General features: G+C 43.2%; 15 protein-coding genes, 7 tRNA genes and 1 pseudogene. 18 read left to right on the top strand and 5 right to left on the bottom strand.

Features of this window, described 5'->3' with window-relative positions:
- Positions 1-2: 2 nt before the first annotated feature.
- From EJP82_RS02260 to EJP82_RS02230, 7 genes are all read left to right on the top strand, one after another.
- A tRNA-His gene (locus tag EJP82_RS02260) sits at positions 3-78 on the top strand.
- 68 nt (positions 79-146) lie between these two features.
- Positions 147-219, top strand: a tRNA-His gene (locus tag EJP82_RS02255).
- Positions 220-242: 23 nt separating this feature from the next.
- Positions 243-317 (top strand) — tRNA-Gln (locus tag EJP82_RS02250).
- A 6-nt stretch (positions 318-323) separates the two neighbouring features.
- Positions 324-398: transfer RNA gene (locus EJP82_RS02245), tRNA-Gly, on the top strand.
- A gap of 15 nt (positions 399-413) precedes the next feature.
- Positions 414-487 (top strand) — tRNA-Cys (locus EJP82_RS02240).
- 10 nt (positions 488-497) lie between these two features.
- Positions 498-586 (top strand) — tRNA-Leu (locus EJP82_RS02235).
- A gap of 63 nt (positions 587-649) precedes the next feature.
- Positions 650-731 (top strand) — tRNA-Leu (locus EJP82_RS02230).
- Between the two features lie 192 nt (positions 732-923).
- On the opposite strand, the gene EJP82_RS02225 is transcribed toward EJP82_RS02230, so the two are convergent.
- From EJP82_RS02225 to EJP82_RS02210, 4 genes and pseudogenes are all read right to left on the bottom strand, one after another.
- Complete coding sequence (locus EJP82_RS02225; protein ID WP_127190363.1) at positions 924-1,766, bottom strand: YitT family protein; 843 nt, start codon at positions 1,764-1,766, stop codon at positions 924-926.
- A gap of 67 nt (positions 1,767-1,833) precedes the next feature.
- Positions 1,834-2,039: pseudogene (locus EJP82_RS28275) on the bottom strand (cation/H(+) antiporter); the annotation flags it as partial.
- A gap of 66 nt (positions 2,040-2,105) precedes the next feature.
- Positions 2,106-2,600, bottom strand: coding sequence for a cation:proton antiporter regulatory subunit (locus EJP82_RS02215; protein WP_127190362.1), 495 nt, complete (start codon positions 2,598-2,600; stop codon positions 2,106-2,108).
- A gap of 554 nt (positions 2,601-3,154) precedes the next feature.
- On the bottom strand, positions 3,155-4,432 hold the full coding sequence (locus EJP82_RS02210) for an ArsB/NhaD family transporter (RefSeq protein WP_127190361.1): 1,278 nt from the start codon (positions 4,430-4,432) through the stop codon (positions 3,155-3,157).
- A 363-nt stretch (positions 4,433-4,795) separates the two neighbouring features.
- Between EJP82_RS02210 and EJP82_RS02205 the strand changes: the two genes are divergently transcribed.
- The 10 genes from EJP82_RS02205 to EJP82_RS02160 all read left to right on the top strand — a co-directional run bounded on the left by EJP82_RS02205 (position 4,796) and on the right by EJP82_RS02160 (position 13,913).
- The gene (locus tag EJP82_RS02205; RefSeq protein WP_127190360.1) at positions 4,796-5,092 is read left to right on the top strand and encodes a hypothetical protein; all 297 of its coding nucleotides are present in this window, start codon (positions 4,796-4,798) and stop codon (positions 5,090-5,092) included.
- Between the two features lie 63 nt (positions 5,093-5,155).
- Positions 5,156-5,839: a PspA/IM30 family protein gene (locus EJP82_RS02200; RefSeq protein ID WP_127190359.1), complete on the top strand. Its 684-nt coding sequence runs from the start codon at positions 5,156-5,158 to the stop codon at positions 5,837-5,839.
- Positions 5,836-6,315 (top strand): PspC domain-containing protein, encoded by a 480-nt coding sequence (locus EJP82_RS02195; protein WP_127190358.1) that lies wholly within the window; start codon positions 5,836-5,838, stop codon positions 6,313-6,315. The genes EJP82_RS02200 and EJP82_RS02195 overlap by 4 nt, the downstream gene beginning before the upstream one ends.
- 3 nt (positions 6,316-6,318) lie before the next feature.
- On the top strand, positions 6,319-7,020 hold the full coding sequence (locus tag EJP82_RS02190) for a PspA/IM30 family protein (RefSeq protein ID WP_127190357.1): 702 nt from the start codon (positions 6,319-6,321) through the stop codon (positions 7,018-7,020).
- 110 nt (positions 7,021-7,130) lie between these two features.
- A complete protein-coding gene (gene liaF, locus EJP82_RS02185; RefSeq protein WP_127190356.1) occupies positions 7,131-7,781 on the top strand; it encodes a cell wall-active antibiotics response protein LiaF in 651 nt (216 codons plus the stop codon).
- Between the two features lie 19 nt (positions 7,782-7,800).
- On the top strand, positions 7,801-8,880 hold the full coding sequence (locus EJP82_RS02180) for a sensor histidine kinase (protein WP_127190355.1): 1,080 nt from the start codon (positions 7,801-7,803) through the stop codon (positions 8,878-8,880).
- Entirely contained in the window at positions 8,864-9,508 is a 645-nt protein-coding gene (locus tag EJP82_RS02175) for a response regulator (protein ID WP_127190407.1), read from the top strand. Before EJP82_RS02180 ends, EJP82_RS02175 begins: the two co-directional genes overlap by 17 nt.
- 159 nt (positions 9,509-9,667) lie before the next feature.
- Positions 9,668-10,453 carry a YwmB family TATA-box binding protein gene (locus EJP82_RS02170; RefSeq protein ID WP_127190354.1) on the top strand — a complete coding sequence of 262 codons (786 nt, stop codon included), beginning with the start codon at positions 9,668-9,670 and terminating at the stop codon, positions 10,451-10,453.
- A 186-nt stretch (positions 10,454-10,639) separates the two neighbouring features.
- Positions 10,640-12,187, top strand: coding sequence for a glucose-6-phosphate dehydrogenase (gene zwf / locus EJP82_RS02165; protein ID WP_127190353.1), 1,548 nt, complete (start codon positions 10,640-10,642; stop codon positions 12,185-12,187).
- A gap of 142 nt (positions 12,188-12,329) precedes the next feature.
- A complete protein-coding gene (locus tag EJP82_RS02160) occupies positions 12,330-13,913 on the top strand; it encodes a peptide chain release factor 3 (RefSeq protein ID WP_127190352.1) in 1,584 nt (527 codons plus the stop codon).
- Positions 13,914-14,020: 107 nt separating this feature from the next.
- Here EJP82_RS02160 and sspI read toward each other — a convergent pair whose 3' ends face one another.
- Complete coding sequence (gene sspI, locus EJP82_RS02155) at positions 14,021-14,254, bottom strand: small acid-soluble spore protein SspI (RefSeq protein ID WP_211350024.1); 234 nt, start codon at positions 14,252-14,254, stop codon at positions 14,021-14,023.
- 127 nt (positions 14,255-14,381) lie between these two features.
- Between sspI and EJP82_RS02150 the strand changes: the two genes are divergently transcribed.
- Positions 14,382-15,053 carry a potassium channel family protein gene (locus EJP82_RS02150; RefSeq protein ID WP_127190350.1) on the top strand — a complete coding sequence of 224 codons (672 nt, stop codon included), beginning with the start codon at positions 14,382-14,384 and terminating at the stop codon, positions 15,051-15,053.
- The last annotated feature ends 10 nt before the right edge of the window (positions 15,054-15,063 follow it).

Here is a 15,063-nt window from a genome sequence, read left to right as displayed (position 1 = left end):
TGGCGATCGTGGCGAAGTGGTTAACGCACCGGATTGTGGTTCCGGCATTCGAGGGTTCGAGACCCTTCGGTCGCCCCATTTAATTTCAAATATTCATTGGTGAGTGCCTTTTGGAAAGATCTTAAGGTTATTTTTTTTCTTGTGTGGCGATCGTGGCGAAGTGGTTAACGCACCGGATTGTGGTTCCGGCATTCGTGGGTTCGAGACCCATCGGTCGCCCTTTATTTCATCTAAAAAAGTGTTGGGGATTAGCCAAGCGGTAAGGCAACGGACTTTGACTCCGTCACCCATAGGTTCGAATCCTATATCCCCAGCCATTATATGCGGACGTGGCTCAGCGGTAGAGCATCGCCTTGCCAAGGCGAGGGTCGCGGGTTCGATTCCCGTCGTCCGCTCCATTAGTTTTATAATTCGGCGCCATAGCCAAGTGGTAAGGCACAGCTCTGCAAAAGCTCTATCCCCAGTTCAAATCTGGGTGGCGCCTCCATAATTTTTACGCGGGAGTGGCGGAATCGGCAGACGCACAGGACTTAAAATCCTGCGGTAGGTGACTATCGTACCAGTTCAAGTCTGGTCTTCCGCACCATTTTTATCTCTTATATGAGATGAAATTTATGAAGTAAGAGGAAACAAAAGATTTTTGAATTATGCCGGCGTGGCGGAATGGCAGACGCGCTCGACTCAAAATCGAGAGGGAAACCGTGGAGGTTCGAGTCCTCTCGCCGGTACCAAACCTTTAAACTGCAACCCCAACATTCAAATGAATGTTGGGGTTTTTGATATGTGGATAAAGTACGAAAAGGGGCGTAAGGCCAGCCCGATGGGATCTTTCTGTATGGAGTAATCACTGTGCAGAAACAATATATAAAAAGAACGAGCAGCCGTTCAAACTGGCTACTCGTTCTTATAGTATTACAAACGATTTATTCTTTAAGTGTAATCGTACTATCACGATCATAATCCTTGACGAGGGCCTTTAAGCGTGTGGCCTCCCACAGATCACTCTTACATAGTAGTGTTCCGCTTTTGCCATTATGAGGTGGCTCAAGTAATTGTGATTGCCGATTTAGACGAATCAACAGCGCTTCCTGGATTTCGTAACAATAGAGACTAGTAATCGTAAAGGTACGACTGTACCTAAAGTTGCTTAGCGATATTTTCACTGTTTCGAAGGCCAGAATATAAGCGATAACAGAGTATAAGGCTTGCTCAAAACCGAAGTGAAATCCTGCCAAAGAGAGTATGCTACAATTCAAGATCAGGACCAGCCAGTCAGCAGATAAGGGCAATTTAAAATTAATCCATTCCGCTGTGTTCTGGGCCGTATCCAATGAGCCTCCGAAGCGTACGGCGAGTCCTATGCCAAATCCTAGAGACAATCCACCACCAATAGCTGCTGGAATGGGACTTGCTGTAAGCGCCGGATATGGGTGTAACAGGATAGCCGATATAGAGAATACAAGTAGTCCCAATACGGTCAACAAGCTGAATGAAGCGCTAATGTTTTTCCTCTGCAACAGAACAAGCGGTAGATTGAGTAAGAATAGGAACAGTCCTAATCTCATCTCCGTGTAGAACGCCATAATAGCAGATAACCCCGTCATACCTCCAACGACAATACCATGTGGCATTAGAAATAGTTCTAAACCTACGGAAGCAAGCAAAGCTCCGACAATAACTCCTAAGATGTTGATGAGTATGGGATTGATTCGCCAATGTAAACGGCGACGATCAACAGGGGAGAATGCCGTGAGTTTGTTTCTCATGCTCACTCCTCCTTTCCAAACCGTGATCAACCCGGCCAGGGGAAGTATTTCATATTTTTAATTGATTAAATAGTGTTCCACCTAATTTTGTAGGATCGATTGTGAGTCCGAAACTGAAGGAGAAGAAGCCCAATAAAACCGATGAGTAGAGCACCGATCGCTTCAGCTACGTGAATCGATTCAGAGAATCCGGCAATTAGGAATAGAATTGAGGATAAACAATTCATTGGAACGAATATTTAATGCGCGGTTGAGGAATGCCGAAGTGTTGCGGAAATTAACCCGGCGAGCGCAATTAGAGCGATCGCCAGACCAATCTCAAAGATGACATGATCCAAATTAAGCAGTTCCATTTTGTAAGATTTGCTTAATTTGTTGTTGGTGAAGGCGTTCTCCTAAGACAACGACCAGCGCATCGGCAGTCAAGAGTAAATCTGCTCCAGGATTAATGTGTTTAGCATGATTTTTTTCAACGACAGCAATAATTGTGGCACCAGAACGCTGACGAACACGGAGTTCACCAATTGTTTTGCCAATGGATTTATAATTTGATTCAAGTTTATACCATTCAATGACCAGACCACCTAGAGCAACCTCGATGTTTTCTAGTGCAGTTGGTTTATAAGTAACACCGCCAATAATAGCAGATACATATCTAGCTTCATCGTCATCAAGTGTTACCATCGAGATGCTATCGTCCGGGTTATCATTTTCATAGTGATACAATTCCCGTCTGCCGTCATCATGGATAATAATAGCAATTTTTTCACCACTACGAGTTTTAGCTACAATTTTTTTGCCAATCCCCGGTAAATCAGTTTCTTTGAGATTCATTAGTTTCAAGCCTCCAGTTAAGATATTAGAGAACATTTTTTTGGATGTTGGGTAAGAATGAATAGATCAATTAGGCTGATACGCCACAAACTTGCTGGTAAATTTTATGGGTAAGAGAAGAAGCCGTTTCATAAATAAGGAATAGGACGGTCGGAAATGTACCCACGGTGCAGAAAGTAAAAAGATTGCCGAAATGGGTATCGTTACAAGTGGAAATGGGGATCTGTCAATAATTAAATATTTGAGATGTGGTGATATGAGGCGCATGATTACTCTGGGACTCCGGTTGGAAAGATCACTTTCTAACGTTTCAGTCTCTGCAGTCTCAGATATTGCTGAGGTGAGAGAAATTCCAGGTAGAGATAAGACCATGAATAAGGCCAAAAAGGTGACAAAAAGTAATAGGCCTGTTGTTCCTTTTTTTAGTTTCATCATAGTCTGATCTCTCCCTTCAGCAATAATTTCATACTTTAAGGATATCACAGTAAATAGGGTATCTCAAAAAAAAAGATGATTTTATTATTAAATAATTGGCAATTAAGCTATAAGTGCATTTAAAAATAACGAAGAAGTATATAAATACTTGAGATCACAATGGACAAGAGCATTAACGGAAATCCAAATTTGATAAAACGCATAAACGTGATGGGTTCGCCTTCTTTCGCAGACATCCCGGCTGCAATCAGATTAGCACTAGCTCCAATTAGGGAACCGTTTCCTCCCAGGCAGGCACCCAGCGCCAAGCTCCACCAGAGGGGTTCAAGATTAGAGATCCCCATGCTCCCCATATCCTGAATCATCGGAATCATAGTGGCGACAAATGGAATATTATCAAGGAAACTGGAGGCTAGAGCACTAAGCCACAAGATAAGCATTGAGGACAGTAGTGTATCCCCGCCTGTTAATTCAATGGCATGTTCCGCTAACTGTTTGATGAGTCCCGTTTCTACCAAACCACCAACTAATACAAATAATCCTACAAAGAAAAAGATCGTTAGCCATTCCACAGAACGGAAGGCTCGTTCCATAACATGCTCGCCGGTAAACAATAAGAGTATGAATGCCCCTGCTAATGCGACTGTAGCGGATTCCAGATGCAAGGTCTGATGAAGGAAGAAACCGATCAACGTTACTCCAAGTATAACCAGACATTTTATTAGAAGCTTCTTATCCGTAATCAATCCATTTAATGGGATGTCCATGATGGTTTGAAGGTTTTCGTCAGTTGTTCTTAGCCCTTTTCTAAAAACTACTACTAATAGGGGGAGAATTACTCCTAAAATGATAAAGACAATAGGTGTTAAGTTTTGCAAAAAGGCGACAAATGTTAATTCTGGGACTGCGCTACCGATCATAATGTTTGGTGGATCTCCGATTAAGGTTGCAGTACCGCCGATATTAGATGCAACAACTAATGAGAAAATGTACGGAAATGTTGGAACCTTTAACTGACGCGTTATGCTAAAGGCTACAGGGACTATCAATATAATAGTAGTTACATTGTCCAAGAGAGCTGAACCTAATGCCGTAATCAAGGCTAGCAGCCACAAGATCCTTACAGGGTTACCTTTGGCTTTTTTTGCTGTCCACATTCCTATGTAACTGAATAAACCAGTCTCTGCGGTAGTATTTACAATGATCATCATTCCAACTAAGAGTCCTAAGGTATTGAAATCGATATGATGAATTGCTGTTTCTTGATCCATGATTCCGAATACGACCATTAGAATACCACCAATCATGGCAAGTAATGTCCGATGAATCTTCTCAGAAATAATGAGTCCGTAGGTGAGTAAGAAAATGCCGATTGCAAGTATTGCTTGTTGTTCCATGGTAATCCTCCTTAGATGTGCAAAGCATGGAGTTAAGTATTAGATTGCCATGCTGGGGTTGAATTATTCCGGATATACCTGAAAAAAGACAAAAAGAGCCCGCAACATGGCAGGCTCCTCCAATAACTTCATTTTCTGTTGTTTAAAAGTGCATTCATCATTATAGTACTAGCTTTTAGAAAAGTAAAGGTTAAACTAAGGGCTAATATTAAGGAGGCGGGATTGAACTGGATACCTTAGGACTGACGAGCACCTCGACTAAGGTCTAGTATAAAAAACCGCCTGCGGTCCGTTTTGAAAAGATGCGTTTACACCTAGAATAAAGACATAAGGTTGATGCAAAGGAAAGGCGGTGATAAATCAATGAAAACAAATCGGCCCAATGGATTCGCAGTTGTACTTATTGCACTTGGAGTATTGGTACTGTTAGGTAAGCTAACCCCGTTACTGGGAAGTCTCTTCGGACTCCTGTTTACCATACTGGTGATCGCTTTAGGATATTACGGAATTCGCCGGGGGAACGCATTTTTTGGATGGATCGTCCTTATCTTCGGGATCATTTCTCTGATCTCAAAGCTAGCCTGGCTAATCGTACCGGTGCTTGGTATCGGATTGATCGTATATGGTATCTCGTCCCTTAAAGGACGTCGGGGTTACTAATTGCATATAGTTGGAGATATTAACTTGAATGAATGACCGAGAGGTTAGGAGGGATGATATGTCATGAGTGTATTTCGTCGAGTACGGGATATTACAGTAGCGAATTTAAATGAACGGTTAGAGCAGTCACAGGATCCGGTTCGATTAATCGATCAGTTTCTGATTGAGACTCGCCAGGAAATCGCCGAGGCAGAGAAACTCCATCATCATTATGCAGGACACACCAAGCAGTTAAAGCAACAGGTGGATCAAGCTAAGGTAATGAAGGATAAGCGAGAAGAGCAAGCACTGCTTGCACTTAAAGCTGGTGAGGAACATCTTGCCAAGATGGCACTACAAGAAAAGATTCTATATGAAGAGAAGATCGAGCAGTATTCTGGGCTATATACCCAGAGCTTGGAGTCACTTCAGGAACTTGAAAATCAATTACATGAATTAAAGACAGAATATCAAGTGGTGTATAGCAAGCGACAGTATTATTACGCAAGAATGGAGACACTTCGTTTGCAACAACGTATGAACCAACGGATGAGCGGTTACGGTACGCAAGATGTGCCGAAAATGTTCAATCGTTTGGAAGATCGAGTGTCCGATATGGAATGGGAAGCCCGTAGCCTCCGTGATTTACGGAAGGTCGGTGAGGATTTCGTTAACCAAGCGGGATCCGCAATTCAATCCACATTGGAGCAAGAACTCTCCCGCTTGAAGCAAAAGCTGAACAACAATGGGGAGGGGCAAGGAAAATGAGAAGCATATACCGTTCCAGACGGAACAGATGGATAAGCGGTCTGATTGGTGGGCTTGCAGAAAACCTAGGCATTAGTTCCTTTGCACTGCGGCTGTTAGCGCTAATTAGTATTCCTTTCACGGGTGGAACGACTATATTCATCTACTTTATCGCTGCCCTTGTGATTCCGAAGGAGCCTTTCAGTCCACATGATCCTTATTTTAACGGTGGATGGAATAATGGAGGTTACAACAATAACGCCTACGGGCCAGGGAATCATGGGGACCCACGGTACAGACAACGACCTCCGGTCGGTGGACACCCATTTGAAGGCCAGACCCAATACGGTGGTAGACCCATGGGGAACAACGGATTTGAAGCAGCAGATGCATCAAACCTGGATTCCATGATGAAAGATATTGAGAAAAAAGCCATGAAAAAAGAATTGGAAGAGCTTCGTAAAAAGCTTTCTAACTATGAGAAGGGAGAAGTGTAAAAAATGGGAGTATTCAAACGAATTAAAGATATCACTAAAGCGTCGGTAAATGATTTGCTCGATAAGGTGGAGGAACCAATTGTTATGCTCAATCAGTACCTACGTGATATGGAGGCCGAGATTCGGGATGCCGAAGTAACAGTAGCTAAACAAATGGCTAATGAACGTAGAATGAAACAACGCTTAGATGAGGCGGTACGCATCTCTATGCAGCGTGAGAGTCAAGCTGAGGTTGCTCTAAATAATGGTCAAGAGGAATTGGCACGTAAGTTACTGGAAGAAAAAATTCATTACGATCAAAAGCAAGCTGAATATGTTGACTTGCATGTTCAATCTGAAGCCCAAGCTTCTGAATTGAAACAACAATTGCACGAAATGAAGGATGAATTCTACAAGCTTCGCAACAAACGCAATGATTTGGTTAACCGTGCGCAAATGGCGAAGGCTAGAAAGCAAATGTCACAAGTTAGCAGCCTGCATACGATCGAGAGTGGTAATGCTTCACTAGGATTCCATCGTATGGAAGAGAAGATTATGCAGTTGGAAGCAGAGGCAGAAGTTTCAGGTATTACATACCGTGGAACCTCTACGGGAGCTTACTCCAGCCCAGCCGATGCGGAGAAACAATTAAAGGTTGACGCACAACTCGAGGCGCTTAAGTCCAAATTGAACTCTTCTACAAAGCGTGAGGCAAGCAAAGAATAACGTGTTCACGTCGAATAAACAATGTGGTATGCTATAAAATGGTGAAGCCATGCGGTAAGAAACTACCGTTATGGCTTTTCCGATCTTATGAACCGACAGGGAGGTGCGACATGGATACGCGGAAAAGATTCTTGGCTATCGGTCTGATCGGAATTGGCGTTATGATGATTTTCGGCAAATGGCTAGGATTTTTCACTATCGTCGCCCTCATTATTATAGGTTATGGTGTGTACAAAGTTCGTCAAGGTGAAGAGGTAAAGACTGGTTATATCTTACTTGCAGTGGGCGGAGTTATGATCCTGCTGGATCACTTTATGCTGGTGATTGCGATACTGATGATTTCACTAGGATTCTATTACGCCAAGATTAGAAAGACGCAGCCGGAAGGAAACCATGTGCAGAAACAGAACGTCACTTCTAACATCCATTGGGATCGGGATCCTTGGACTCTACGTAATACAAGTATGTGGCATGTGATAGGGGAACTTGATATTGACTTGTCTCTCGCGATTGAGGAAAGCGAGTCCAATATTCTGATGTTCCATGGTATCGTGGGTGATATTAATTTGATTGTTCCTGAAAATTATGGGGTAGACATCGAGGCCTTCGTATTGTTTGGTCAAATTGATTTTGATCAGGAAAAGGAGACTGGGATGTTGAATCGCTTATATTGGAAATCTCCAAACTACCATACGAGTGAATTTAAAGTGAAAATTATCATTTCCTATCTTGTTGGAGATGTAGATATACGATTAACTTGAGATTGGAGGAGAGCCCTGCATGAAGAAGAGGAAGTCTGTAAATATGTTATCTCGAAGCATGCGGGAAGGGATTCTCCTGTCATTTATTATATTGATTGCAGTTCTTTACGTTCTATATACATATGATTATTTTAACCCGTCAGGTTCATGGAAGACGGGGATAAAAGCCGGTCTTTCATTATTGTCACTATTGATTAGTATTGGTGCTATCTATGGTTTCTTACAAGGTTATCGTCCAAAGCGAAAAATTGATTTGCTGAGGGATTCTCTCTTACAATGGGAGAAGGGAAATCAAACTGGGGTAGTCCCAAAGCTTGGTGAAGATGAGATGGGGCGGCTAGGTGAGCAACTAGAGAGAATAGGTAAGCGCTGGGAAGAGCAGGTCACTTCACTTCAGCGGCTTTCTACACATAATGCTCAGTTGGCTGAGCAAGCTAGGGTTTCAGCGATTGTAGAGGAAAGACAGCGACTCGCCCGTGAGCTTCATGATGCGGTATCGCAACAGCTATTTGCAATATCCATGACCGCCACAGCGGTGGGAAGAACGCTAGATAAGGACTTCGATAGAGCTAAGCTCCAAGTTGAATTGATCGAAGAGATGGCTTCTGTTGCTCAATCTGAAATGAGAGCGCTTCTGCTTCATCTACGTCCGGTATACCTCGAGGGTAAGGAATTATCACAAGGGTTATTGGAACTCGTAAAAGAGCTCAAAACAAAAGTACCGATGGAGCTAATACTTGAGATGGATGAGGAATTGAAACTGGGCAAAGGAATTGAGAACCACCTGTTCCGTATCATTCAGGAAGCAATGTCGAATACCCTTCGTCATGCTAAAGCGGATAAGATGGAAATTCGCATTCATCAGAAGGGAGATGTTGTGAAGGTCGCGCTTAGGGATAACGGTATCGGCTTTGAATTGGATGAGAAGAAGCAGATATCTTACGGGTTGTCGACGATGCAAGAGCGTGTGCGTGAGGTTGGTGGATCGATTCAATTCATTACAGCTCTGGGCAAGGGGACGCGTATTGAGATCACAATACCTTTGATGAATGAGGAAAGTGGGGAGATTCTTAGTCATGGAGATGGACAAGGAGATTAAAGTACTGCTCGTGGATGATCATGAGATGGTAAGGATAGGGTTGGCAGCAGTGTTAGGCACTGAGGACGGTATAGAGGTTGTTGGTGAGGCAAGTAGTGGAGAAGAAGGCATTCGGCTCGCAACAGAATATAGACCCGATGTTGTTCTGATGGACCTAGTGATGGAAGGTATGGATGGAATCGAAACAACAAGACAACTGCTAGCACTGTATCCTGATTGTAAAGTGATTGTATTGACCAGCTATCTGGATGATGAAAAGATGTATCCGGTTATCGAAGCAGGAGCATTTAGCTACTTGTTGAAAACCTCCCGTGCATCCGAAATTGCTGAAGCCATCCGAGCCGCTGCACGAGGACAGTCCGTATTGGAATCGCAAGTCGCTTCCAAAATGATGAATCGCTTGCGTCAGCCTAAACCAGAAACACCAGCTTATGAGGAACTAACCGAACGTGAGATGGATGTACTAAGGTTGTTGGCTCAAGGAAAGTCTAACCAAGATATTGCAGATGATCTGATCATCGGAATCAAAACAGTTAAATTCCATGTGACTAATATTTTAGCCAAATTAGATGTGGATGACCGTACACAAGCAGCTATTTATGCTTATAAGAATGGCTTAGCTGAATAATTTGGAATAGTATAGTTCAAGAAGCAAAGAGACTTCACTTCGATGTCTCTTTTTTTGTTATATTTTATTAATTTATCGCGGTTTAAGTATAACTTCATAGTTCATGGGACATCCTATTTCATAGATTGATAGATTTGGTGAGGGTGGGAGAATGATCTTATGAAGAAACTAGGAAGCTATGCACTTATTATTATATTAGTTGCAGTTGTAATGGTCGGATTTGAGAAGGGAAGGCATGCAGATGCCGCAGTGAATCATCCGGTAGATGATGCTAGTGTGCAATTAGCCCAGTTGATGAGTATAGGAAAAGAGGTTATACAAGATAAAGTCCGGGTTACGATAAAATGGCAAGGGGAGTGGAATACACTACTTGCGTCGGAGGAAGCGGCAGATGTACTTTCTTCTCGTCTAGGATTATCTGGGCTCGTCTATGATAAAGTTCAGGATCATACTCAGTATTATGCTCTGGGGGATTTGAACGGTGTACAATCCAAGCTTTCAGTTACTGTTCGGGAGAAAGGAAGACTCTATGTAGTATTACGACTGGAGACTGAGACCCTCGAAGGTATGAATGCTCTGGGCACCTTGCAGTATAATTATGGGAGCTCGCTTGCGGATGAAGGAGTAAACGTGAAGTGGAATGCAGCAATACAAGGAATGACAAATGAACAGACCGGAGACATGGGCGGGGTTCAATCGTTAACTCATGGAGAGAAGTTGAAGAATATAGAGCAGCAGGTAGAGAACACAATACAACCGCTAAAAATGGTAGACAGCTATGAAGATGGTAACACAATCAGTCGATCTTATGAGGTGGATGGATTACCAATTTCTGTTTATAGTGGGGATCACCAAATTTCATTGCAAGTGGCTCTGCACCGAAATTTAGACACGGGTCGTCAAGAGATTTCTATAGGCTCACCATTACTGACGATTGAATATTAGATGAATATTAGGTAAAGATTAGATGAAATTTCATTAAATACATCAATTTTTGATATTTATTTGATGGCATCCTTGCAGAGGATATGCTAAAATTACATGACATCTTATGATGACTAAGTAAAGTCATCAAAATGATGGGTTATGAATAAATATACACTATATTACATATAGAAAGAATGAGGAGCCATGGCTGAAATTCAAAATCTAGAATCACTGCAGACACCAGGAGCGGTATTTTTTATTTTCGGGGCAACCGGAGATTTGGCACGTCGTAAGTTGTATCCTGCAATATACTCTTTGTATACTGAAGGAAAGCTTGCGGAAGATTTTGCGGTTATCGGCGTGGCGCGGCGTCCGCGTTCACATGAGGAGTTCCGCGAAGACATCTATCGTTCCATCAAGGAATTTTGTCGTTATAAGGTGGAAGACACCGCAAAGTGGACTCAGTTCGCAGAGCATTTTTCATATAAATCACTAGACATTAATAATATTGACGGATACCGTGAACTTCGTGAATTAACAGAAACAGTAGAAGCGCGCTTTGATATACCGGGAAATCGAATGTTCTATCTGGCACTCGCTCCAGAATTGTTCGGTAGTGTGTCCTTCAACTTACAGAAGGGTGGCATGCTCAGCAGTGCTGGTTGGCACCGTCTTGTTATTGAGAAGCCATTTGGTTATGATCTGTTGTCAGCTCAGAAACTGAATGAAGAACTGAATCAAGTATTCAAAGAAGAAGAGATTTATCGGATCGATCACTATCTAGGCAAAGAAATGGTGCAGAATATCGAGGTTATTCGTTTTGCGAATGCTTTCTTTGAGCCTTTGTGGAACAATAAACACATTGCTAATATCCAAATCACACTCAGTGAAACGGTGGGTGTTGAGGAGCGTGGAGGGTATTACGATCATTCGGGAGCGTTGCGTGATATGGGCCAGAACCATATGCTGCAGATGCTAACGATGATAGCAATGGAAGCACCAAGCCGATTGTTCCCTGAAGATATTCGGGACGAGAAGGTAAAAGTGTTGCGCTCATTGCGCCCTTATTCATCCCCACTTGAAGTGGCGGAGAATGTTGTGCGTGGTCAATATACACAGGGCGAGAGCAAAGGCAAATCACTACCAGGGTATCGTCAGGAAGATAAAGTTGCTCCTGATTCCAATACGGAAACTTATTTTGCAGCTAAAGTACTCGTTGATAATTTCCGCTGGGCTGGCGTTCCATTCTATATTCGGACTGGTAAACGACTACCTGTCAAAACGACAGAAGTTGTTGTTGAATTCAAACAAATGCCAACGAACGTTTACTTGGGTCAGAAGCATACACTAGAACCAAACCTGTTGGTTATTCGTGTGAATCCGATGGAAGGCATCTATATTAAGATTAATGCCAAGAAGCCAGGTTCCGAATCCCAAATTCAGCCTTTAGCAATGGAATTCTGCCAAAGCTGTCAAGTGGGTATTAATTCTCCTGAAGCGTATGAGCGCCTTATCCATGATGCAGCGAATGGTGACTCCACTTATTTCACTCGCTGGGATGAAGTGGCTACAGCTTGGGCGTTCGTGGATCGTATCGCAGCAGCTTGGGGACAGACTCCAAGCGATATTAGCTCTTATCCTGCTGGTTCATGGGGACCTAAGGAAGCTGATGAATTACTCGCTAAGGATGGATTCCATTGGTGGCCAGTAAATGGACAAGAGGAAGACGACGTTGTTTGGACAAAGTCCTGATACTATCATCATAATACAGGCTAGAATCCAGAATATAAGCCGTCTTTCAAGCATAACGCTTGAAAGCGGCTTTTTTGCGTATGGAGAGTCAAAATATGTTACAATGTAAGACGTGACTTTGTGGAATGAAAGGAAAGTGAGAATGAGCAAAGCATTGGAACAAGAATTGCAACATGAGGTGGATAAACGCAGAACATTTGCGATTATTTCCCACCCGGATGCCGGGAAAACGACATTAACGGAGAAGCTGCTACTATTTGGTGGAGCAATCCGTCTAGCGGGCTCAGTTAAAGCTCGTAAAGCCAGCAAACATGCAACAAGCGACTGGATGGAGATTGAGAAGCAACGGGGGATTTCCGTTACCTCCTCTGTCATGCAGTTTGATTATAACGGTCATCGCGTTAATATTTTGGATACACCGGGTCACCAGGACTTTAGTGAGGACACTTATCGTACATTAACGGCTGCGGATAGCGCTGTGATGTTGATCGACGTTGCTAAAGGGGTCGAGGCTCAGACCATCAAACTATTTCAGGTCTGCGCTCAACGGGGAATTCCGATCTTTACGTTTATTAACAAGTTGGACCGTGAAGGTCGCAGTCCATTCGAACTGATGGAACAAATTGAACAAGTGCTTGGCATCCGTTCAGTGCCGATGAACTGGCCTATTGGTTCAGGACGCGAGTTGTGCGGGGTATACGATCGAATGAATAATCAAGTTGAATTATTCCAAGGCGACGATCATTCCAACATTCAAGTGAAGAAGGTCGAGGATTATCTGGACCCTGAGATTCGTAAAATGGCGGGAGATTACTTGCACGATCAGCTTTGTCAGGATCTAGAGCTACTCGATGTAGCTGGTGATCCATTCGATTTGGAGAAAGTGAAACGAGGAGAGCTGACCCCTGTCTTCTTCGGCAGTGCGGTTAACAATTTTGGTGTACAGACTTTCCTAGATAACTTCCTCAAGCTTGCTCCTAAACCGGAACCTCGTCGTAGCACGACCGGGACTGTAGAACCGACGAATGAGAAGTTTACGGGATATGTATTTAAAATTCAAGCTAATATGAATCCTGCGCACCGTGACCGTATTGCGTTTCTACGTATCGTTTCAGGTAAGTTTGAACGCGGAATGTCAGTGAAACATGTACGTATGGGTAAAGAGATTAAGTTGTCACAACCACAGCAATTTCTAGCTCAAGATCGTGATATCGTCAGTGAGGCTTACCCAGGTGATATTATCGGGTTGTTTGATCCAGGTATTTTCCGGATTGGAGATTCGTTAAGCCAAGGTAGTGAAGTTGTATTCGATGAACTTCCTACGTTCTCTCCTGAGATATTTGCCAAGGTAACGGCGAAGAACGCACTGAAGCATAAGCAATATCAAAAAGGGATCGAGCAGCTAACAGAAGAGGGAACGATTCAGGTGTTCACTACTGTTGGCTTTGAAGATACTATGCTGGGTGTGGTTGGGCAACTTCAATTTGAAGTTTTCGAATACCGAATGAAAGGCGAATATGGCGTTGATGTACAGTTGCAACGGATGCCGTATCAGTTTGCCAGATGGATTGTTGGAGACAAGATCGATCCTTCTAAATTCCGGATTAACTCCACACTTGTGAAAGATAAGAAGGGCAATTATGTCGTGCTGTTTGAGAATGAATACGCGATGCGTACGGCCATGGATAAGAATCCAGATGCTAAATTTCTTGAGGTTGCGCCATAAGTGTTGTCGTTGTCCTTACTAATTCGAAAATAAACAAACAACAAGCCTTTTCCCGGCCCATACCGAGCCAAGAGAAGGCTTGTTGTTTGTTGTAAAGGGCAATCTTCTTATTTCAGTGGGCCCAGATCAGTTGCTTCGATTTTGCTGTGAAGCATGGAGATTAAAGCGTTCTGTTTGGTCTGGTCGATATTCTTCCACATCATCTCAAAAATAACGCCGAGTCCCGGAAGCGCAGCTTCCTGAGCATCGATGGAACCTTCAATCATGCTTCGAAGATCACCTTCGCTTTTACCATGTATCTTGTGCATGATAGCTTGTCGCAAATCCATTGTGATCGCCACGGGAATCCCTCCTAGAAATGTTACTTGCCCGGTTGTTAATCTTCCCTATGACACGGCTGAAAATACAAGTTTTAGGATAGGTGTGATATACTAAAGCAAATTAATTCTGTCTTGGGTAGGTGAAGTTATGGCGTCAGCGAAAAAACAGTTTGCTGTCATTGGGATGGGACGCTTCGGCTTTAGTGTAGCTAAAGCTTTAAGTGAAATGGGTTTTGACGTTCTTGCTATCGATTCCGATGAACATAGCACGCAAGCTGTATCCAATATTGTTACACATGCTGTATCGGCAGATTCCACGGATGAAGAAGCACTTCGTGCACTGGGTGTTCGAAATTTCGACGTTGTGGTCGTGGCGATTGGTGAAGATATACAAGCCAGCATTCTGACTACGCTCATCTTGAAAGATCTTGGCGGACCCATCATCATTGTTAAAGCGCAAAATGAATTGCATGGGAAGGTACTTCAGAAGATAGGGGCCGATAAAGTCATCTTTCCTGAAAGGGATATGGGACTTCGTGTAGCTCACCATCTCACTTCTCCGAACATTCTGGACTATATCGAGTTGTCAGATGAATACAGCATTGTTGAACTACGCGTTACCAAAGGTATGATTGGCAAAAATCTGAAGGAGCTTAATATTCGGGCGCTCTTCGGATGCAATGTGATGGCGATCAAACGAGGAACAAAGATGAACATCTCTCCTGCAGCAAGTGACCGGCTTACCGTTGAGGATGTCCTAGTCATCGTCGGTGAGAAGAATGATCTTACTAAGTTAGAGTTGGCTTACTCAGAATCTTAAATATAAGGAT

This window comes from Paenibacillus anaericanus, from assembly GCF_003994475.1.
Taxonomy (GTDB): domain Bacteria; phylum Bacillota; class Bacilli; order Paenibacillales; family Paenibacillaceae; genus Fontibacillus; species Fontibacillus anaericanus.
Note: the sequence above shows the minus strand (reverse complement) of the source record. Positions and strands in the feature narration are given on the sequence as shown.

Bases quoted from the DNA above. Each gene is read 5' to 3' on its own strand.
- EJP82_RS02225 (WP_127190363.1), bottom strand. From the start codon at position 1,766: ATGAGAAACAAACTCACGGCATTCTCCCCTGTTGATCGTCGCCGTTTA.
- EJP82_RS02215 (WP_127190362.1), bottom strand. From the start codon at position 2,600: ATGAATCTCAAAGAAACTGATTTACCGGGGATTGGCAAAAAAATTGTA.
- EJP82_RS02210 (WP_127190361.1), bottom strand. From the start codon at position 4,432: ATGGAACAACAAGCAATACTTGCAATCGGCATTTTCTTACTCACCTAC.
- EJP82_RS02205 (WP_127190360.1), top strand. From the start codon at position 4,796: ATGAAAACAAATCGGCCCAATGGATTCGCAGTTGTACTTATTGCACTT.
- EJP82_RS02200 (WP_127190359.1), top strand. From the start codon at position 5,156: ATGAGTGTATTTCGTCGAGTACGGGATATTACAGTAGCGAATTTAAAT.
- EJP82_RS02195 (WP_127190358.1), top strand. From the start codon at position 5,836: ATGAGAAGCATATACCGTTCCAGACGGAACAGATGGATAAGCGGTCTG.
- EJP82_RS02190 (WP_127190357.1), top strand. From the start codon at position 6,319: ATGGGAGTATTCAAACGAATTAAAGATATCACTAAAGCGTCGGTAAAT.
- liaF (WP_127190356.1), top strand. From the start codon at position 7,131: ATGGATACGCGGAAAAGATTCTTGGCTATCGGTCTGATCGGAATTGGC.
- EJP82_RS02180 (WP_127190355.1), top strand. From the start codon at position 7,801: ATGAAGAAGAGGAAGTCTGTAAATATGTTATCTCGAAGCATGCGGGAA.
- EJP82_RS02175 (WP_127190407.1), top strand. From the start codon at position 8,864: ATGGACAAGGAGATTAAAGTACTGCTCGTGGATGATCATGAGATGGTA.
- EJP82_RS02170 (WP_127190354.1), top strand. From the start codon at position 9,668: ATGAAGAAACTAGGAAGCTATGCACTTATTATTATATTAGTTGCAGTT.
- zwf (WP_127190353.1), top strand. From the start codon at position 10,640: ATGGCTGAAATTCAAAATCTAGAATCACTGCAGACACCAGGAGCGGTA.
- EJP82_RS02160 (WP_127190352.1), top strand. From the start codon at position 12,330: ATGAGCAAAGCATTGGAACAAGAATTGCAACATGAGGTGGATAAACGC.
- EJP82_RS02150 (WP_127190350.1), top strand. From the start codon at position 14,382: ATGGCGTCAGCGAAAAAACAGTTTGCTGTCATTGGGATGGGACGCTTC.